21 protein-coding genes are annotated in these 19,572 nt (G+C 55.2%); 3 read left to right on the top strand and 18 right to left on the bottom strand.

The window, feature by feature from the left end; all coding sequences use genetic code 11:
* Positions 1–6 precede the first annotated feature (6 nt).
* Positions 7–912 carry a site-specific tyrosine recombinase XerD gene (gene xerD, locus SBO83_RS10145; protein ID WP_034792956.1) on the bottom strand — a complete coding sequence of 302 codons (906 nt, stop codon included), beginning with the start codon at positions 910–912 and terminating at the stop codon, positions 7–9.
* A gap of 151 nt (positions 913–1,063) precedes the next feature.
* Here xerD and fldB point away from each other — a divergent pair, with 151 nt between their 5' ends.
* Positions 1,064–1,585 (top strand): flavodoxin FldB, encoded by a 522-nt coding sequence (gene fldB, locus SBO83_RS10140; RefSeq protein ID WP_396131416.1) that lies wholly within the window; start codon positions 1,064–1,066, stop codon positions 1,583–1,585.
* Between the two features lie 70 nt (positions 1,586–1,655).
* Here fldB and SBO83_RS10135 read toward each other — a convergent pair whose 3' ends face one another.
* Together SBO83_RS10135 and sdhE are read right to left on the bottom strand one after the other, a co-directional pair.
* A complete protein-coding gene (locus tag SBO83_RS10135; protein WP_396131415.1) occupies positions 1,656–2,105 on the bottom strand; it encodes a protein YgfX in 450 nt (149 codons plus the stop codon).
* Complete coding sequence (gene sdhE, locus SBO83_RS10130) at positions 2,086–2,352, bottom strand: FAD assembly factor SdhE (RefSeq protein WP_396131502.1); 267 nt, start codon at positions 2,350–2,352, stop codon at positions 2,086–2,088. Before sdhE ends, SBO83_RS10135 begins: the two co-directional genes overlap by 20 nt.
* 278 nt (positions 2,353–2,630) lie before the next feature.
* Between sdhE and ygfZ the strand changes: the two genes are divergently transcribed.
* The gene (gene ygfZ / locus SBO83_RS10125) at positions 2,631–3,623 is read left to right on the top strand and encodes a tRNA-modifying protein YgfZ (RefSeq protein WP_396131414.1); all 993 of its coding nucleotides are present in this window, start codon (positions 2,631–2,633) and stop codon (positions 3,621–3,623) included.
* A gap of 175 nt (positions 3,624–3,798) precedes the next feature.
* On the opposite strand, the gene trhA is transcribed toward ygfZ, so the two are convergent.
* On the bottom strand, positions 3,799–4,443 hold the full coding sequence (trhA, locus tag SBO83_RS10120; RefSeq protein WP_396131413.1) for a PAQR family membrane homeostasis protein TrhA: 645 nt from the start codon (positions 4,441–4,443) through the stop codon (positions 3,799–3,801).
* 325 nt (positions 4,444–4,768) lie between these two features.
* Here trhA and SBO83_RS10115 point away from each other — a divergent pair, with 325 nt between their 5' ends.
* Entirely contained in the window at positions 4,769–5,377 is a 609-nt protein-coding gene (locus tag SBO83_RS10115; protein ID WP_396131412.1) for an HD domain-containing protein, read from the top strand.
* 41 nt (positions 5,378–5,418) lie between these two features.
* Here the strand turns inward: SBO83_RS10115 and SBO83_RS10110 are convergent, their stop codons facing one another.
* From SBO83_RS10110 to SBO83_RS10045, 14 genes are all read right to left on the bottom strand, one after another.
* Positions 5,419–6,726 (bottom strand): ABC transporter substrate-binding protein, encoded by a 1,308-nt coding sequence (locus SBO83_RS10110; protein WP_396131501.1) that lies wholly within the window; start codon positions 6,724–6,726, stop codon positions 5,419–5,421.
* The gene (locus SBO83_RS10105) at positions 6,719–7,864 is read right to left on the bottom strand and encodes an ATP-binding cassette domain-containing protein (RefSeq protein ID WP_396131411.1); all 1,146 of its coding nucleotides are present in this window, start codon (positions 7,862–7,864) and stop codon (positions 6,719–6,721) included. The genes SBO83_RS10110 and SBO83_RS10105 overlap by 8 nt, the downstream gene beginning before the upstream one ends.
* Positions 7,864–8,691, bottom strand: a complete 828-nt coding sequence (locus SBO83_RS10100) for a phosphodiesterase (RefSeq protein WP_034792970.1) — start codon at positions 8,689–8,691, stop codon at positions 7,864–7,866. Before SBO83_RS10100 ends, SBO83_RS10105 begins: the two co-directional genes overlap by 1 nt.
* 26 nt (positions 8,692–8,717) lie before the next feature.
* The gene (locus SBO83_RS10095; protein WP_396131410.1) at positions 8,718–9,611 is read right to left on the bottom strand and encodes an ABC transporter permease subunit; all 894 of its coding nucleotides are present in this window, start codon (positions 9,609–9,611) and stop codon (positions 8,718–8,720) included.
* Positions 9,601–10,473, bottom strand: a complete 873-nt coding sequence (locus tag SBO83_RS10090; protein ID WP_034792974.1) for a carbohydrate ABC transporter permease — start codon at positions 10,471–10,473, stop codon at positions 9,601–9,603. The genes SBO83_RS10095 and SBO83_RS10090 overlap by 11 nt, the downstream gene beginning before the upstream one ends.
* A 188-nt stretch (positions 10,474–10,661) precedes the next feature.
* Positions 10,662–11,591, bottom strand: a complete 930-nt coding sequence (gene rbsK, locus SBO83_RS10085) for a ribokinase (RefSeq protein WP_396131409.1) — start codon at positions 11,589–11,591, stop codon at positions 10,662–10,664.
* The gene (alsK, locus tag SBO83_RS10080; RefSeq protein WP_396131408.1) at positions 11,588–12,523 is read right to left on the bottom strand and encodes an allose kinase; all 936 of its coding nucleotides are present in this window, start codon (positions 12,521–12,523) and stop codon (positions 11,588–11,590) included. Before alsK ends, rbsK begins: the two co-directional genes overlap by 4 nt.
* Positions 12,524–12,537: 14 nt before the next feature.
* The gene (gene alsE / locus SBO83_RS10075; RefSeq protein WP_100936917.1) at positions 12,538–13,218 is read right to left on the bottom strand and encodes a D-allulose 6-phosphate 3-epimerase; all 681 of its coding nucleotides are present in this window, start codon (positions 13,216–13,218) and stop codon (positions 12,538–12,540) included.
* A gap of 61 nt (positions 13,219–13,279) precedes the next feature.
* Complete coding sequence (locus SBO83_RS10070) at positions 13,280–14,320, bottom strand: ABC transporter permease subunit (protein WP_396131500.1); 1,041 nt, start codon at positions 14,318–14,320, stop codon at positions 13,280–13,282.
* A 37-nt stretch (positions 14,321–14,357) separates the two neighbouring features.
* Complete coding sequence (locus SBO83_RS10065) at positions 14,358–15,347, bottom strand: ABC transporter permease subunit (RefSeq protein WP_396131407.1); 990 nt, start codon at positions 15,345–15,347, stop codon at positions 14,358–14,360.
* Positions 15,340–16,872 carry an ATP-binding cassette domain-containing protein gene (locus SBO83_RS10060; protein ID WP_396131406.1) on the bottom strand — a complete coding sequence of 511 codons (1,533 nt, stop codon included), beginning with the start codon at positions 16,870–16,872 and terminating at the stop codon, positions 15,340–15,342. Before SBO83_RS10060 ends, SBO83_RS10065 begins: the two co-directional genes overlap by 8 nt.
* 2 nt (positions 16,873–16,874) lie before the next feature.
* Positions 16,875–17,861: a substrate-binding domain-containing protein gene (locus tag SBO83_RS10055; RefSeq protein WP_396131404.1), complete on the bottom strand. Its 987-nt coding sequence runs from the start codon at positions 17,859–17,861 to the stop codon at positions 16,875–16,877.
* Between the two features lie 58 nt (positions 17,862–17,919).
* The gene (locus tag SBO83_RS10050; RefSeq protein WP_353503334.1) at positions 17,920–18,750 is read right to left on the bottom strand and encodes a DeoR/GlpR family DNA-binding transcription regulator; all 831 of its coding nucleotides are present in this window, start codon (positions 18,748–18,750) and stop codon (positions 17,920–17,922) included.
* Between the two features lie 340 nt (positions 18,751–19,090).
* The gene (locus tag SBO83_RS10045; protein WP_353503335.1) at positions 19,091–19,465 is read right to left on the bottom strand and encodes a helix-turn-helix domain-containing protein; all 375 of its coding nucleotides are present in this window, start codon (positions 19,463–19,465) and stop codon (positions 19,091–19,093) included.
* Between the last annotated feature and the right edge of the window lie 107 nt (positions 19,466–19,572).

The following is a 19,572-nucleotide window of genomic DNA, read 5'->3' as shown; positions in this document are numbered from 1 at the left end:
CGCGCGTTAGCCGCGAGGGTGATGTTGTTGATGTAGCTGTTTAAGTCGTTCAGTCGCTACATGGGTATAAATTTGAGTGGTCGACAGATCGCTGTGACCTAATAGCATTTGTACGACACGCAAGTCAGCCCCGTGGTTCAGTAAATGGGTGGCAAAAGCGTGACGTAAGACGTGCGGAGAGAGCCGCTCGGCATCAATACCCGCAAGGATCGCATAGTGTTTGATGCGATGCCAGAAAGTCTGGCGGGTCATTTTCTGCGCGCGGTTGCTCGGGAATACCACATCTACCGAAGCCCCATTGAGCATCCACGGGCGACCATGTTCGAAGTAGTTTTCAATCCAATACACCGCCTCTTCGCCCATCGGCACCAGCCGCTCTTTGTCGCCTTTACCGATGACACGCACCACGCCTTGGCGCAGGCTGATATCGCTGAGCGTTAAACCGACCAGCTCCGAGACACGCAGGCCGGTGGCATAGAGCAATTCCAGCATTGCCTTGTCGCGCAGCTCCAAGGGAATATCAACGTTGGGGGCGGCCAGCAGCGCGTCGACCTGCGCCTCGCTAAGATCCTTTGGCAAACGCTGAGGCAGTTTTGGCGAGGAGAGCAGCGCCGTCGGGTCATCGTGGCGCAGCGATTCGCGGTTCATATATTGAAACAGGCGACGCATCGCGCTGAGCAGGCGAGCCGAACTGGTGGCCTTATAGCCGCCCTCGACGCGTTCAGCCAGAAAAGCCTGGAGATCGGCAGCCTGCACGTTCGTCAGGTCGGTTTCATGATGACTCAGCCAGCCGAGCAGGGATTTCAAATCCAGACGATAAGACGCCAGCGTATTTTCCGCGAGGTTACGCTCTATCCATAGCGTATCCAAAAACTGCTCGCAAAGAGCCTGATCATGATCAGCATTCGGCACGTTGACTCCTTAATTTCATTCGGCTGCGTCCTCGAAGAGGGTTTCAGCGTCCGGCGATTAGCCCTCATTATGCCTGCCATTGTGACGGAGTGCTGAGCAAATCTGTTACACTATCTGCCATTCACATTCTTATGACGTTACGGCAACAAGCATGAAGATTGGTCTTTTTTACGGCTCAAGCACCTGTTACACCGAAATGGCCGCGGAGAAAATTCGCGAAATTCTGGGTGAAGAGCTGGTCGATTTGCACAATTTGAAAGATGTCGATCCAGTCAAAATGGAAGAGTATGACATTCTGATCCTCGGCATTCCGACGTGGGATTTCGGCGAAATACAGGAAGATTGGGAAGCCATTTGGGACAAACTTCCGACGCTGGATCTCAACGGAAAAATTATCGCCATGTACGGCATGGGAGACCAGCTGGGCTACGGCGAATGGTTCCTCGACGCACTCGGCATGCTTTACGATCGCTTACTGCCGCTGGGCGTGCAGTTTATTGGCTTCTGGCCGATTGACGGTTTTGAATTCACCAGTCCAAAACCGCTGAGTGCCGACGGCAAGCACTTCGTCGGCCTGGCGCTTGATGAAGTCAACCAGTACGATTTGAGCGAAGAACGTCTGCAAGACTGGTGCGACCAAATCTTGATAGAGATGGACGCGCTACTCAGCTAATGCCGCCCGCCACAGGAGGCTCAGCACTCGAGCCTCTTGGGCTATACCCTTTGCGCACATCCAAAGCGGGTTACTGCTGGCCGTTTACCTGCTGCTGAGCACTCAGCAATAGCTGGCGCAAACGCCGCCACTCTTCCTGACTCATGCTGTCTGATGAAAGCCACAGCTTCTGCCGTGAACTCTTCATCGCCTGCCTTAAGCCACCTTTGCGTTTTTCACGCTGCAATGACAAAAGCATACCGCCTTTCAGCATCCACGCCGGTTTGGTGATAACCCACTCTTGCTGCTGCCAAATAACCCGCTGGTTATCGAGCAGGCTTATCTCACCGTGACGCGACGTAATGCGCCGCTGGCTGCGAATACATTCGAAAATGACCACCAGCAGTAGCGTCATCCACACTGGCCAATAGCCCGCAGACCAAGGCGCCAGCAGAATAAGCAACATTATCGCACCGTGGATCCCCAGTGAGATGAGCTGCGATCGCCATGAAACCCGTAAATCACATTGCCACAGGGCCACGGTCTTTATTTCGCGTCTGAATGAGGGCCACCATCCGTCGTAACTCGGCATCTTTTGGTTCGCCGTGATTCATCAACCAGTTGAATAAATCCGGGTCATCACAGGTCAACAAACGGGCAAATAGCGCCTTATCGGTATCATCAAGGCTGTCATACTCATATTCAAAAAAAGGCATGATGGAGATATCAAGCTCGCGCATACCGCGACGACAAGCCCAGTGAATGCGGGACTTGTTATGAATATCCAGTGGGGCTTTGCTTTCCATAGGCTGGCTCTTTATTGGAGTACATTAATGATTATTTAATCGTTCTGGGAAGATTCTACCAGCCTGCACACCTCAGGCGTAACCTTTACATGCCTCAATGTTCATATCTTCATCACGCCTCGCATAAAGACAAGCAACGGTGAAGTAACGCGCCATTCTCCTGCGAGGTGTCTTGGAAATGGCATAAATTGAGTTTGCAAAGCAGGCTAGCTCTTTTACCATGAAGTTATTGTCCATTTACCTCAGCCTAGGATTGCATCATGGCGTACAAGTTTCCGTTTCCACCGCAAAAACCTTCAGCTTCATCACATCTGCCGCTGACTTTAATTTCACTGGAAGACTGGGCGATGGTCACCATGACCGGCGCAGATACAGTGAAATATTTGCAAGGTCAGGTCACGGCCGACGTCGAGGCGCTCTCTCCAGACCAACACATCCTGTGTGCTCACTGCGATGCGAAAGGCAAAATGTGGAGCAATATGCGTCTGTTCAAGCGCGGTGACGGTATGGCTTTCATCGAGCGCCGCAACCTGCGTAACCAGCAGATGACCGAAATGAAAAAGTACGCCGTGTTCTCGAAAGTGACGTTCACTGAAGACGACGACGTGGTGCTGCTGGGCGTGGCCGGTTTCCAGGCCAACGCCGCGCTGAAAGGCGTATTCTCCAGCTTGCCTACTGCCGAACAGCCGGTGGTTCAGCAAGATGAAAGCACCCTGCTGTACCTGCCGCTGCCGGCCGAGCGCTATCTGATTGTCACCAGCCCTGAAAAGGCGGAACAAGTGGTAACGGAGATTGGCGATCAGGCCCAGTTGAATGACAGCCAACAGTGGCTGGCGCTGGATATTGAAGCTGGTTATCCGGTAATTGATACCGTCAACACCGTGCAATTCATCCCGCAGGCCACCAATATTCAGGCGCTGGACGGCATCAGCTTCAGTAAAGGCTGCTACGCCGGTCAAGAGATGGTGGCGCGCGCCAAATACCGCGGAGCCAATAAACGCGCTCTGTACTGGCTGGCGGGTAAAGCCAGCAAGGTTCCAGCTGCCGGGGATGATTTAGAGTTACAACTGGGTGAGAACTGGCGTCGTACCGGCACCATTCTGGCCGCCAGCCAGCTCAACGACGGTTCACTGTGGGTACAAGCCGTGCTCAACAATGACCTCGAGGCCGACGCCAACCTGCGCGTACGCGACGACGCCGCAAGCCAGTTGAACATTCAGCCACTGCCGTATTCGTTGGTGGAAGAGAAGTAATTGAAATAATGGAGGAAAGATATTTTCCTCCCTCAATAGCAGACGCTGGATTTACCTAAATCATTCGCACTGTATCAAGGCGGCTAGGGGATGAATCCCTGGGAGCTTACACTGGTAAGTGACCAGGGTGAGTCCCCGCAGCCAACGCTGAGACAGTGCGAAGGATGACGGTAAATCAGATATAGAAGTAGACGGCGAAGAAATGGCAGGCGCACCCGCCCAGCACAAAGCCGTGCCAGATAGCATGCCCGAAGCGAATTCGCTTAGAGGCGTAGAAAATCACCCCCAGCGTATATAACAACCCGCCGATAGCCAGCAATGCCACTCCGCCCGCAGACAGACGTACCGCCAGCTGATAAATAACAATCAGTGACAGCCAGCCCATGGTGAGATAAGTGATCAGCGACAGCACTTCAAACCGATGTGCAAAGGCCATTTTAAAAATCACGCCAAACAGCGCCAGCCCCCAAATGACCGCCATCAGGCCTCTTGCCAGCGGCGAGTTCAACCCCACCAGCAGGAATGGCGTATAGGTGCCGGCGATTAAGATATAAATGGCGCAGTGATCGAGCTTTTTAAGCCAGTATTTGGCTTTTTCATGCGGAATGGCATGGTACAGCGTGGAAGCCAAAAACAGCAGGATCATGCTGCCGCCGTAGAGGCTATAACTAGTGATTGCCATCGCGCCAGCATTGGTCGCCATAGCTTGAACCAGAAGTAAAACCAGTCCTACGATACCCAACACCAACCCGACGCCATGGCTCAGGCTGTTGGCTATCTCTTCGGCCCAGGGATAAGCCTGAGGCAACGATTTAGTCATAAATTACTAACCCTCGAGGTAATTTTGATAAAAGATTGAGAAGAAAAATTGGTCAAAAATTTACCTACTCAGTAGGGTAACTGAGAATAATTCCAGTGTACACGTGTAAGCCAAAAATTAGTATTAACTGTTGTAACATACTCTTAGCTTGGTAAGCATTTCGGAACAAGCCGAGTCTGAAGCCTTTCTAATCGTTCAAGTTATTAATAATTTCGGTGAATTATCATTCGAGAAAAACCTTGGCTGATTTATGTAAAGACATGATTTTTTCGCCTCATCGGATTATCGTAGGGGGGAATTCCCTGCCAATGACTGAGGTTTGATTATGTCTGTAGCTTCTTCCGCGCTGAATTTCGGCCCAATGACCGACGTTTTTCAGTTCCTGATGGAAATCGACAAACTGAAAAGCGTACAACGCCGCACTAAGGTGCTTGGCACTCAGCGTCAGGAAAACTCAGCAGAGCACAGTTGGCATTTCGCTGTGGCGGCTATGTCCCTCGCGCCCTACGCGCCTAAAGATGTCGATATTCAGAAAGTGATCCGCATGGCTCTGGTGCACGACATCGTGGAGATCGACGCCGGCGACGTGCTGGTGTATGACCTTGCCGCCCGCGAAGCCGTGCATGACCAAGAAGTGTTGGCGGCTAAACGTCTATTCGGCATGCTGCCTGCGCCACTCGATCAGCAGTTCCTTGATTTGTGGAATGAGTACGAAGCAGGTGAAACCCCGGAAGCGCGCTTTGCGCTGGTGATTGACCGTATTCTGCCGGTGGTGATGAACCTGAACAATAAAGGTCAAAGCTGGGTGGAGAACAATATCCGTCTGGAGCAGGTTCTGGCGCGCAATTCTTTCATTGGCGACATCAATCCAGAGCTGTGGCAACACATTCGCGGCCATCTTGACCATGCTCACGCCCAGGGCTGGTTGAAGTAATCTTGCCTCCTCCCCCATTGCGAGGGAGGAGTCGTTAACACTTATTTCGGTACGCTGAGCGCCGTCTGGTCAACATAGGGCTTCATGATGGCATCCGCTTTTTCCTGCGCTGCAGCCGCAGCAGCCTGTGGCGTGACTTTCTGGTCATTAACCAAGGCCCCGAGCTGGTTTTCCATCGCCTGACGCACGGCTACCGTCTCATAAGTTGAATACCACGGATAGGCGTATTTCAGCTGTTGCAGAGCAATTTCGGCACGCGGGTCTTTCGCCAAATAATCCTTCATTTCCGGCAAATCATAAGAGGCAATACGCGGCGAGAAGTAGCCGGTGAAACGGCTCCACGCGCCATTCACTTTCGGGCTAACCAGATATTGCAGGAAGGTATAAGCCGCCTTTTTCTGGTCGTCAGTGATGCCTTTGAAGCTCACCAGACTTGCCCCGCCGATGCTTACGCCGTTACGCACCTTCTGCGGCATCATCGCCACGCCCAGCTCGAAATCTTTGGTGTTTTCCCGCATAAAGCCCAGCGCGCCGGTACTCAGCATGGTCATCCCCAGCTTGCCGGAGAAGAACGCCGCGCTGATCTGCTTGGAGTTCAACACGCCGGATGGCATCACGTTGTCGCGATAAATCAGGTTCTGCCAGAACTGTAATGCACCCACGGTCGAGGCAGTGTTGTAATACACCTCGCCCGGATAATCGGCGTTGAAGTATTGGCCGCCGTTGGCCCGGGTCAGCGCAGAGAGGATCCAGCCGCCGTAGTCATCGTTGGTCGATGGCAACATAATGCCCCACTGCCCTTTGGCTTTATCCGTCAGCTTTTTGGCATCTTCAAGCAGTTCATCCCAGTTCTTCGGCGGCGCAGAAATGCCCGCTTTAGCGAACAAGTCTTTGTTGTAATAGAGAATTGGCGTCGAGTTGTGGAATGGGATCGCATAAGTCACGCCGTTAACCTGCGCGTTTTGGCGCATGGCGGGCCAGAAGTTTTCAGTCAGGAAAGGCGTGGCTTTTTGGTTGCCGTATTTGAACAGGTCGTCCATCGGTAGAATTTCATTTTTGATGGCTAAATCCGCCGTGAAGTTGGCAGACATAATCACCAGCGCCGGAGGCTGGCCTGATTTAGCCGCCGCTTCCGCTTTCACTTTGGTGGTGTCGTAGTTACCAGTGAAGATACCGCGCACTTCGACATCGGTTTGAGAATCGTTGAACTCTTTGATAACACGGGTCATTTCCATGGTCAGCTTGCCGTCAACCGGCGCCGGGAACATGAAGTCGATATTCTGTTTTGCTGACGCCGCGCCAGCCGACAGCAGCCCGAGGGCGAGTGTCAGCGCGTGGAGTTTAGGCATAGTGCAACGCATGTTGGATCTCCTGGTGAAGATTTTGCTGGTTTTGGCCCGAAAAAAGATGAAGGTCGTGCAAAGAGAAGTACAAGGTCACGCGGTCGCCCGGCTGTGGGATATTCAAGGTGGATTCCCCCTCGGCCTGGATGCGCCGCAGATTTTTAACATTCTGATTTTTCAGTAGATAACGGATATGTCCATAGCCCGTATCGGCATGACACAGGTACTCAGCGCCTAGCAGCTCGCGATGGGTCAGCGTGACGCTAAGGGCTAAAGTGCGTTCTTCATTCGGCTGGTCGCTCAAGTGCTCAGGGCGAATGCCCAAATAGACTTCGTTCAAGCCATGCGCGTGCTCGCTCTCTGGCAAGGCAATGGCATGATCGCCAAACTGCACCACGCCCTGCTGGCAAGGCAGTTTGAAGATGTTCATCGACGGCGTGCCGATAAATCCGGCAACAAACAGATTGGCGGGCTGGGCATACAGGGTTTCCGGCGCGCCGATTTGCTGCAAGTGGCCTTTGTCCAACACCGCGATACGGTCGGCCATAGTCATGGCTTCCATCTGGTCATGAGTCACGTAAAATGTGCTAGTTTTCAACTGCTTATGCAGTGCCATGATGCCATCTCGCACCTCGGTACGCAGACGCGCATCAAGGTTCGACAGCGGCTCATCCATCAAAAACAGCTTGGGATCGCGCACAATCGCGCGCGCCATTGCCACGCGCTGGCGCTGGCCGCCGGAGAGTTTCCCCGGTTTGCGATCCAGCAGCGGCTCGAGCTGCAACAGCGCAGCCACGCGATCGACGCGCGCTCGATGCTGCGACTTCGGCTCATTGCGCATCCGCATGCCGAAGGTGATGTTCTGCTCGACGGTCATATGCGGAAACAGCGCGTAGTTCTGGAAAATCATCGAGAAGTTGCGCTCGCGCGGCTCCAGCGCGGTAATGTCTTCGCCATCCTGCCAAATTCGCCCACTGCTGACGTTTTCCAGCCCCGCCAACAGGCGCAGCAAGGTGCTTTTGCCACAGCCGGACGGCCCCACCAGCACCAGAAACTCGCCGTCAGCGATCTCCAGCGAAAGATTGTTCACCGCCGTGCTGCCTTCAAACTGCTTGCAGATATTCTCAAGACGAATTCGCGACATTATTCGTCATCCACCGGGCAGCTGATGGTCGCGTCGTACAGGTACGGTCCCGGATATTGCGAAAGCGGGTGCAAGTAGCTGACTAAGCCCGTTTTTTCCACCAGACGGTGCATCACGCAGGCCGCCGGTTCGAGGTTGTAGAAAGGCGCCGGATTGTGGTGGTAGTACGGCACCTGATGCACGGTGCCCGGAATAGTGGTGATGATAGCCTGGCGATACTGGGTGAAAATGAGGCGGTGCGTGTGTCCACAGAAGACGCGACACAGCGACGGAAAACGGTCAATCAGCGCCAGCAGTTCGTCGCCGTTCTCGCAAGAAATGGAGTCCATCTGCGCCGAACCGACTTTAACTGGCGGATGGTGCATAAACACTGCCGTTGGCTTATCGCCGCCTGCTTTCAGCTGCTCTTCCAGCCATGACAGGGTTTCTGGCGTCAAAAAGCCTTTGGACTCGCCCGCCAGGCTGCTGTCGATAAACAGCAAACGCATGTCGAAATCATCCACTGCGTAACGCATGTTTTGCGGGTCATGGCCCAGTTCAGGGCACAGCGGGTGCAGTGCTTCGAGGAACTGCGCTTTGTCGTCATGGTTGCCCGGAATGATGTACAGCGGGTAATGCAGGTTTTGCAGCGTGCGGCGCGCCACCAGATACTCGGCGGGCAGTCCACAGTTGACGATGTCACCGGTGATCACTACCGCGTCAGGGCGCTCTTCTAGCGCATTTAGCTGGTTTACCACCTCGGCATTGCAGGCGTTGACGTCGATAAAGTCATACAGCTTGCGGCCCTGACTACGGAAATGCATATCGGAAATTTGAGCGAGAAACATCGGTAACCCCTTTATTTAACGGCAGTTTATTTAATGCCTGAAAAGCCAAAGCTTTTAAGAAATTGTTTCTGGAACAGAACGAATGCCAGCATTAGCGGCAAGCACACCATCAGCGTTCCTGCGGTGATAAGCCCCCACTGCCCGCCCGACTCCGCGCCCATGGCGAAGGAGACCAGCCCGACGGTGAGCACCTGTTTATCCGGGTCGTTGAGCACCATCAGCGGCCACAGGTATTCATTCCAGTGATAGGTGATGCTGACGGTGGCGAAGGCCAAAATGGCTGGCCACGACATCGGGATCAGCACGCGGAACACCACTTGCCACCAGCGACAGCCCTCCATCAGCGCCGCCTCTTCGATTTCGCGCGGGATGCTGAGAAACGCCTGGCGCATTAAGAACACGCCGAACGCCGAAGCGAAGTACGGCATCATCACGCCGGTCAATGTATTGAGCAGGCCGAACTGTTTGAGGATCATCATGTTCGGCACCATCATCACCACCGGCATGATCATCAGTTGGATCAGCAGCAGGTAGAACAGCGTCTGTTTGCCACGAAACTCGTGGTAGGCGAAGACGTAGCCCGCCGTGGTGATGGTCACCAGCTGGACCAAGAAGGTGCCGAAGGAGAAGAAGATGGTGTTGGCGTAGAGCCGCAGCCAGTCGGCACTGTCCCACGCGTCGCGGAAGTTTTGCAGCGTAAGCGGGAAGCGCGGCAGCAGCGACGCCATGCCCGGCCCGAAACTGCTTTCGCTAAAGGAGGCCGACAGCATCCAGATAAAAGGGGCGACCCACAGCAGCGCGCCGCACACCAGCAGCAGCGGCAGCGTAGAACGGCGCGCGCCACGCAGTAACAGGGAAGGATGGCGGCTGCGGCTCTTCGTGCCGGTCACCAGCAGGTTGTCAGACGTTTCAACGCTCATAGTGCGCCCCTCTCTCCAGGACTCGCAGGTTCATCACCGAGAAACCAAACAGCAAAATCAGCGTCAGGAAGGTCGCGGCCGAGGCCTTGCCTAAATCGTGGGTGTCGTTAGCTAAACTTTGGATGTAATAGAGCATCACGGTGGTGGCGTTATTCGGCCCGCCCTGCGTCATCACCGGCACGTGATCGATTTGAGTGATGGCGTAAATCAGCGCGATGGTGACCACAAAACTGATGGTCGGGCGCAGCAGCGGCAAGGTGACATAAAAGAAGGTTTGGGTGCGCGATGCCCCTTCCATCATCGCCGCTTCGCGCGCCGAAGCGGGAATCGACTGCAATCCGGCGAGGAAAAACAGCATGTAGTAACCCGCGAATTTCCACACGCCAATCACGCTCAGCGCAATCAACGCGCTGTCGCTCGCGCCAAGGTAGTTGTTGTTCATCGGCCCGAAAAACTTCGCCAGGTAATAGTCGATAAGCCCCAGCCCCGGCATAAAGATAAACAACCACAGGGTGGCGGCGCTAACCAGCGGGATAATCATCGGGAAGAAAAAGGCCGTGCGCAGCCAGCGATTGAGCACGGTATTTTCCCATAGCGCCACCGCCAGCAGCAGCGCCAGCACGATACCGGGGATCACCGTCATCAGAATGTAAGACAGGTTATTGAGCAGCGCGCGCCAGAACACGTCGTCTTGCAGCAGGCGAACATAGTTCTGCAAACCAACAAACGGCGGGTTATCGGAGTTCATCCGGCTGTCATACAGACTGTCGGCCGCAGAACGGAATAAAGGGAAATAGGTGAATAAAAACAGGAAGATCAAGGTGGGCATTAGCACCAACCAGGGGAACAGCGAACGGCGCATTTCTCATTACCGGGCAGTCAAATAAGCCGTTACGCTAAGCTTTCTGTGTTTCAGCCATGTGTCAGTCAGATGATACTTTTTTGTATGAAAATCGAGCGAATGTTACTGAACGAAGTGGGGAAACCTGAGTGTTAAACTTCCCTAATCTGTCGCCACAGAGGCGACAAATCAGGAAACCGGCAGTTAACTCAAACCACCGCCATCTGCCTCTCTTTGGCTTCGGCGTAGGTTGGCATTGATGAGGCGGCGCCGGCTCGTTCGACACAGACTGAGGCGTAGGCTGAGGCAAATTGCGCGGCGTCGGCGAGCTCGGCTCCGGCGGCGAGTTGGGAGGCGAGCGCGCCGTTGAAGGCGTCGCCTGCACCCGTGGTGTCAACCGGAACAGCAGGAAACGCGGCAACCAAGTCCGTTTTCCCCGCCACCGAGAGCAGCGCACCTTGGGTGCCGAGGGTGATGATCAGCGCCTTAATACCTTTGGCGTGCAATGCTTTTGCGGCCACTTTGGCGGAGGCCACGTCGTGCACTTCAATGCCAGTCAGCAAAGTGCATTCGGTGGCATTCGGCGTCAACAAATCGACCTGCGCCAGCAGGCTGTCAGGTACTGGCTGGAAAGGCGCAGGGTTGAGAATGATAAAGGTGCCGTTATCATTGGCGATGCCAATCAGCTTCTCAATCGCCGACAGGTTGTTTTCCAGCTGGGTCAGCAGGATGTCGGCGGCGGCAATGGCCGGGCGGCACTGCTCCACTTCGTCGTCAGTCACGGTGAGATTCGCGCCGGGGTCGACGGCAATCATGTTCTCCGCATCGGCCCCTGCCACGTAAATCAGCGCGTTGCCGGTCGGACATTCGGCGGTAGAGAACAGGGTCACGGCATCAAATCCGGCGCTGTCGAGATGGCGACGCGCAAAGGTGCCGAAGTCATCTCGCCCGACTTTACCAATGTAGTGAACTCGCGCACCGGCGCGCAGCGCGGCGACGGCCTGATTGGCCCCTTTGCCGCCCGCGCCCATCATGCTGTTGCGGGCAATCAGCGACTCACCCGGCTGAGGAAAACGGGTCATTCCGGCGACAATGTCGAGGTTGAATGATCCAAATACACATACCTTGCCTCTGTTCATGCCTCTCTCCTGAGTGAAAAATGTCGCGGTGAAGGTCGCTGCTGCTCGAAACGCCGCTGCGCCGCCAGACAGGCTCCGCGACAGCCCGTTTCGTCCGAGACGCCGCTAATAGCGATAGTTAAGCCGTTGGCCGGATGCGGGCTGCGCAAATGTGAGCGAATCAGCTGCTGTAGCTTCTCGATGGGAAAAGCCGTCATCGACAGCACGCCGCCGCCCAGCACCAGATATTGCGGGTCGAGGATGTTCATTTCGCTGGCGACGGTGCGCGCCAGACGCTCGATAAACTCCAGCAAATCCGAATGTTCGCCGTGTTTGACGAACAAGTCTGACATCGCAGTTTGTGGCGCGTGTTGTCTGGCCCAGCCGCTAAGCCAGTTGCCAGAAGTCAGGGTTTCGACGCAGCCAGCTTTGCCGCAAGGGCACAGCAAGTGATTGTCTTTTAACGGGATATGGCCAATCTCCCCCGCGCCGCCGTGGGCCCCGTGATAAAAATCATTATTCAGCCACAGGCTGTTGCCAAACCCGGTACCGAGGTAGACTCCAACGGCCACGTCGGGCAGCACGTCGAGACGGGTTAAGTCCCACCACATCAAGTGGTTAACGTCTTTATCCATACTCACCGGCAGGCCGAGACGCGCAGAAAGCTGCTTCGCCACCGGCTGGTTATCGAGCGCCGGAATAAAAGGCAGCGATAACACGGTATTGCGGTCGCGGGACAAAATCCCCGGCAATCCGAGCATCACCCCAGACACCTGTGCAGCAGTGCCTTGCAGGTACGCGGCAAGCAGTTGCTCAAGCCCGCCGAGTGGGTCAGCCAGTTCGGCCCAAGAGCGGGTCGGCACTTTCTGATATCCCTGAAAAACCTGTTGGTCGTTCATCAGCATCAGCCGCGTGTTGGTGCCGCCAATGTCTACGCCGAGAAAATGCTCCATAGCCTCTCCCGCCCTTAGGCCGCTTGACGCGCCTGACGCATCTGGTCGAGCATTTTGTCCCACGCACTGTCCAAATCCTTATCCAGATTGAACAGACCGGAGCTGCCGACGATCAGCACTTCCGCCCCCGCGCCCATCAGATCCTGATAGGTATTCACGTTGCAGGATCCGTCGATTTCGATCAGATAGCGGTAGTTCTTCTGCTGCTTGAGATCGCGCAGTTGAGCGATTTTATGCAGCATTTCAGGGATGAACGGCTGGCCCGCATAGCCCGGATCCACCGTCATGACGGTGATTTTGTCCAGCAGGTGAATGTAGTGCTGGATGAACTCCACCGGCGTGGCCGGGTTAAGCACCACGCCCACTTTTTTACCCAGCGAGCGAATCTGATTGATCACCCGGAAGGCGTCGCGATTGATGGTTTCGGCATGCGGGCAGATGTAATCCGCCCCGGCCTTGGCAATCGGCTCAATAAAATCGGTCGGATTTTCCACCATCATGTGTACGTCGAGCACCAGCGGCGTGTGCGGGCGGATCTGCTCGATAAAGAATGGCGACAGGGTGATATTTTTCACATAGTGACCATCCATGATGTCGATGTGCAGCATGTCAGCGCGGCGGTTCAGCACCGCCAGCTGCTGTTTAATGTCGATCAGGCTCATGCACATCAGCGACGGAGAGATTTTGTATTCCATAGTCTGTTCCTGGGTTCAGAGAGATTGAAAATGCGTGTTGTTAAGCCATTAAAAATGAGGTCTAAGGCGCGGCGGCTCGGGCCTTCGCGGCACTCATCCGCCCTGCTCTTTTCTGCATATAGCGATTGCGGAAGAACTTCAGGCCGAGCACCACAATCAGCACCGCGCCCCACATCGCCAGACTGAAGTGCGGGCTGACGTTCAACAGGTTGAGGCCGGTGGAAATCACCTGTAGCACCACCAGTGACAGCACCACGCCGGTCACTCGACCGAAGCCGCCGAAGGGGTCGGTGCCGCCCAAAATAATCGCCAGCACGGTGAGCAGCAGGTAGGAGTCGCCGTAGCCCATGCGCGCCGAGTTGAAGCGAGCCATCATCACTAACCCGGCAATCACGCAGAGCATGCTCGATAGCACGTAGATGGCGATCAGCACGCGGTGGGTATTGACGCCGCTGAAGTGGGTGGCGTTGATGTTACTGCCGCTCATGTAGATGTATTTGCCCAGACGAGTGCGTTCGAGAAACACCGCGATCAGCACCGCCGTGACTAAGAAGATGATCAGCGGCACCGGAATGCCCAGCAGGGTATCCGCGCCGATGTAGCGCACGATGTCCGGCATGCCGCTGATCGCCGCGCCCCGTGACAGATAGATACCAATGCCGTTAACCATGGTCATGGTCGCCAGCGTTACTAAAATCGGGTGCGCGCCAACATAGGCCACCAGCGCGCCGGTCAACATGCCGATGGCGATCGCCAGCACCATCGCGCCGACCAGCGCCAGCGTCAGCCAGACGGCTTGCAGGCCGAGGCTAGCGTCCGGCGGCAGGTAGGTCAGAAACACCCACGCCATCAGTAAGCTGGTCAGGTTGGAAGTAGCGATAATGCACAGATTCAGGCCGCCGCTGAGGATTGGGATGAACATCGCCAGCGTCAGCAGGCCCAGCTCCGGCAACTGGAAAGCCACACTCATAAAGGTAGAGTCGCTGAAAAAACGGCCGGGCATCGCCAGACTGAAACCGACAATCACCACCACCAGCAGCAGGCTCAGGCCCAGCGTGGTGTTATCAAATTTGAAGCGCGGACCCGCGCCGCCGGGCTTCATTTTTAGGCTCTTGGTTTTGGTTAACATTGCAGATTCCTCACGCGAAGCCGACATCGGTTTCTTTGCGTTTTTTGTAGTGAGTGACGGTGATAGCCACCACGATCACCACGCCGATAACGATGTTCATGAAGTAGTTGGAGACGCCAATCAGGTTCAGGCCGTTCTTGAGAATCCCAATCAGGAATACGCCCATTAACGTCCCGACCACGCTGCCTTTGCCGCCATTCAGGCTGGCTCCGCCGAGTACGGCCGCCGCCAAAACGTCCAGTTCGCCGCCGACCAGCGCGTTAGGCACCACTTCCCCCACGCGATAGACCTGCACCAGCCCGCCAATCGCCGCCATTGCGCCGAGATAGCCGTAGGCAAACAGGTGCAGCACGCCGACGCGAATGCCAATGCGCCGCGCCGATTCCTGATCGCCGCCGACGGCAAACAGCTGGCGACCAAGATGGGTTTTATTCAGCAGCACCCAAGTCAGCGCCGCGACCGCCAGCATCACCATCAGCGGCAAACCAATCTGATAGTGCTGAGTGCCGACGCTGAACGGCAGCACCTTGAGCGGCGTCACCAGCCAGTCCGGCAGGTCATACAGACTGGTGCCGTTGGTCAGCCACATCAGCATGCCGAACAGCAGCGACTGCATGCTGATGGTGACGATGATCGACACGATGCGCAGGCAGTAGATCAGAATGGCGTTGATCATGCCGAAGACGGAGCCGATGGCGATCGCCAGCAAAATCGTGCCGGTTGGGCTAGCGAGGCCGTAGTGGATCGCTAGCGTGGCGATGGTGTATTGCACCACCGAGGCCACGGCGGCGAAGGAGATGTCGATACCGCCGGTGACCAGCACCACGAACAGCCCGAGGGCGAAAATGCCGCTGACGGCGTAGCTTTCAGACAGGTCCAGCAGGTTTTGCAGGGTCAAAAACTGGTTAGTCAGCAGCGAGAAGGTGACGATCACCACGACCAGCACCCAGGCCAGATAGCCTTCGTTGGTGGACGGGCGTAAACGGTTGAGATTAAGCATTCACCGCCTCCGCAAGTTGTTGTTGACTGATATTGGCGGGCAGGTACTCGCCTTTCACCGTGCCTTCGCTGAAGTGCAGCACCCGGTCACAGTTGAAATAGACTTCCGGCACTTCGTCGGAAATCAGCAGGATGGAGATCCCCTCTTCCGCCAGTTGGTGGATCAACTGATAAATACTGGCTTTGGCCCCGACATCTACGCCAACGGTTGGCGAATCGAGGATCAGGATCTTCGGCTGAGTCAGCACCCATTTCGCCAGAACGATCTTTTGCTGGTTGCCGCCTGACAGCGTGGAAATGGCTTGATCCGGGCTGGCGACCTTGACCCCCAGCTTTTCGATCCACTGTTGGATAATCTTGTTTTTGCGGTATTCGTCGATCAGATGAAAACGGCTGCGCAGCTGATCCATGATCGCCAGCACGGTGTTGTCCCCCACCGACTGCTGCTGAATCAGCCCCAGCGTCAGGCGGTCTTCCGAGACATAACCAATGCCAGACTTAATGGCATCTTCATGGCCGCGAAAACGCACCGGTTTGCTGTCGAGATAGATTTTGCCGCTGTCCGGCTTGGTCATGCCAAACAGGCTTAACGCCAGTTCAGTACGCCCGGAGCCGAGCAGCCCGCACAGGCCGAGCACCTCCCCGGCGTGCAGCTTGAGGCTGACGTCGTGGTACTGGCCTTCGCGGCTCAACTTGTCCAGCTCGAGCATGATGCGCTGGTCATTCTGGTTAGCGGCCTTGAGGCGATAGTCGAGTTTGAGGCCGGTCATCAGCTCGGTCAGGCGTTCGCTGCTGACTTCAGATGCTGGGTAAGTGCCGACGCGCTTGCCGTCGCGAATGACCGTCACGCTGTCGGAAATCTCCAGCACTTCGTCCAGTCGGTGGCTGACGAACACCACGCTGATGCCTTTGCTTTTTAGGTAATGCACGGTGCGCAGCAGTTGGTTGACCTCGGTGCGCGTCAAAGACGCCGTCGGCTCATCCATAATCACCAGCCGCGCATCGGCCACCAGCGCGCGGCAGATAGCCACCTGCTGGCGCTGGGCAATCGGCAGCGACGCCACTTTGGCATCCACATCCAGCTGATAATTCAGCTCGCTGAGAATGCGCTTGGCGGTGTCGCGCAGGCGTGACGGGCGGTACCAGCCCATCAGCCCGTGCAGGTTGTGGTCGAAGGCGATGTTCTCCGCCACGCTCAGATTGGGGAACAGCGACAGGTCCTGATAAATCACCTGAACCCCGAAGCTGCGCGCCTGCTCCGGGCTAAGGCGGCTGAAGGTTTGCGGGTTAAAATTTTTATCCGCGAGGGTGATGCTGCAACCGTTGTCCGGCTGGTAGACCCCCGAGATAATCTTGATCAACGTGCTTTTGCCACAGCCATTGGTGCCCGCCAGACAGTGAACTTCGCCGGGCATCAGCTGTAGTGAAATATCATTCAATGCACGCTGACCGCCAAAGGTCACCGACAGATTCTGCACATCAATCAGCGGCATCTTTTGGGTATCAAATGTCTCGGAGATCGCCATAATTACAGCCCCATTTTCACCAGTTTTGGCAGGTTCGCCTTGTCGAGACTTTCGGTTTTGTTACCGAGGATGGTGTGGGTGGCTTCATCCACTTTCACTTTGCCCATGCCTTCGATATCCATGCCGTCCGTGATCGGCGTGCCTTTGGAGATCATGCCCGCGACGCGCACGAAGACTTCACCGGCCACCATTGGGTTCCAGATGTAGCCGCCGTTAATGGCGCCGCTTTTAACCAGTGATGCCCCCTGACCCGGGCTGAACGGGCCGAAGACGCAGATGTCGCCGTTTTTGCCACGGTTTTGCACCGCGCGTCCGGCACCGATTGGGCCTTGGGAGCCAATCGCCAGAATGCCTTTCAGATTCTGGTCTTTCGACATCAGGTCATTGGTGGTGCGGATGGTGTCATCGAGGGATTCGCCGACGCCAAACTTGTCGCCGACCTGATGCATATTTGGATAGTGCTCTTTCTGGTAATTGACCGCCGCATCGGCCCATTTCTGGTGCAGAGGCACGGTCAGGCTGCCAACGTAAACCGCATAATCGCCGGTCTCTTTCATGCATTTCGCCAGCGCCACCATGTGACTCACGCCGAGCTGGGTGGCATCGACCATTTCGAAGTCCCAGTTAGCGTATTTCTGATCCGGTGACTCGTGGGTGATGACTTTGATCCCGGCATCGCGGGCGCGTTTCAGCACCGGCTCCAGCACTTTGGCGTCATTTGGCACCACGCCGATGATGTCTACCTTCTGCGCGATCAGGTCTTCAATCGCACGCACCTGCAGGGCTGGGTCATCGCTGGTTGGGCCGACCTGCCACGCATCGATACCCTCTTTGGCAGCTTCGTTTTTGATGCCCACTTCCATGGCGTTGAACCAGGCGTTGCCGCCCACTTTGACCACCACGCCCATGCGAATTTTGTCCGCGGCGTGCGCTGCTGAAACGGATAACAGAGCTGAAGCAAACAAACAGGCCAGTACAGACTTTTTCATGATGTTTCTCCACAGATGTTCAATTTATGCCGCAGTCGTTGAGCAACATGCTCAGTCGCTACGGTTGTTTTTTGGTTTTCTTTTGTAGGGGTAAAGGGGCGACTTCAATGACATTGACGTTGCTCCAGGCCAGCTCCTGCCGAAACTCTTCATCATCCAGATGGTCGGTGATCAGTGTGTCTATTTCCCGGTAGTGGCATATCCGCGCAAACGAGCTGCGGCCGAATTTGCTGGCATCCGCCAGCAAAATTTTGTGTTCTGAGGAGAGCAGCATTTGCTGTTTTAATCGCGCATGGTGCTCATTACTTTCCCTGATCCCCCCGTCATGGCTGATGCTGTGACAGGAGAAAAACAATTTGTTAATCACAAACTCTTTCAGCATCTGTTCGGCGTAAACACCGATAAAATCTTCATACTTGGCCGAGTATTCGCCGCCTAAGCCGATGGTTCTGACGTTGGCTTTCGCCGCCAGCGCCTGAATGATGTGCAGCGAGTTGGTCAGCACCACCAGCGGAATATCCGGCAGTTGGCGCGCCAAAAACCAGCTGGTCGAGCTACTGTCGAGCAGCAAACAGTCTCCCGGATTGATGAACTGCAAGGCGCGTTTGGCAATCCGCGTTTTGCTGTCTGGAGCCTGATTGCTGCGGTCGCGGAATGACTCACCTTGCTCAATCTGCGACGGAACGTACTGCTTCTCGCCATGAGGGTGTTCAACAAACACCGCGCCGCCGTGACTGCGAACCAATAACCCACGCTTTTCCAACAGAGCCAAATCACGACGCGCCGTTTCCAGCGAGATATGACAAAGCTCAGCCACTTCCTGAACCAGTACGCGCCCTCGCTGCGCAAGGACTTCGGTAATAAAGCGGTGACGTTCTACAGGCAGCATGGTTTTTTCCTCTTCCCGATGTTCAATAGGATACGCAGACCACGGCATGTGGAATGCGGGCTTCCTCAAAAGCGGCCGCGCACTCTTTGCGCTGCGCTGACCATGTGATAGTTGTCAAAAAAATCGATGAAAAGATGAAATGTTAAATTTCAGATCTGTGGCGCTCACGGCAATAAATCGCGTTTGGGTTTGCAAACGGACAAAAAGATTTCAGCAAACGGTCACAAATCCTCGTGATAAAAAATGACCGAGTGTGACCGTTTGTGTGGGGATGACCGTTTTGGGGAGGGAAAACAAAAAAACCGCCCGAAAGGGGCGGCTTCTTTACATGCAATGTGATTTAGCTCATGACCAATTGAGTCGGGCGACAGCCGTAGAGTTCAGCCAGCCGAAGTAGGTTCTCTGGGCGCGGGTTATCTGACTTTTCAAATTGCGATACGGCGGCTTGTTTTATGCCCAGCTTCGCCGCGACTTCTTTTTGCGTCATCCCACGGTGCAGTCGCCACGCGGCTTGGATAGTCACATCTTTATTGACCATGATTTCAACTACCTCGTGCGGAATGAGTTCATCATTTTGCCCTCCCTCAGCCTGATATAATTCTGGTGCCAACGCCGCTAAATCCACTTGTTTAATCAACCGCTCAAACACGTTAATCGGCACCACGGCGGACACTTTAACGCCCTGCTCGTCGGTAATAAATTGAATACCTCTCATGATTTTGACTCCGGTGTATGGCTTATATTTCAAGTAGTAAGGTAGCTGCCAAGTAGCTTCATAGCCTTTCGCGCGCTGGCAATTGATAGGTTTTAGACGTTCGCCTT

The sequence above is a fragment of the Ewingella allii genome, assembly GCF_044430645.1.
GTDB lineage: Bacteria > Pseudomonadota > Gammaproteobacteria > Enterobacterales > Enterobacteriaceae > Ewingella > Ewingella allii.
Note: the sequence above shows the minus strand (reverse complement) of the source record. Positions and strands in the feature narration are given on the sequence as shown.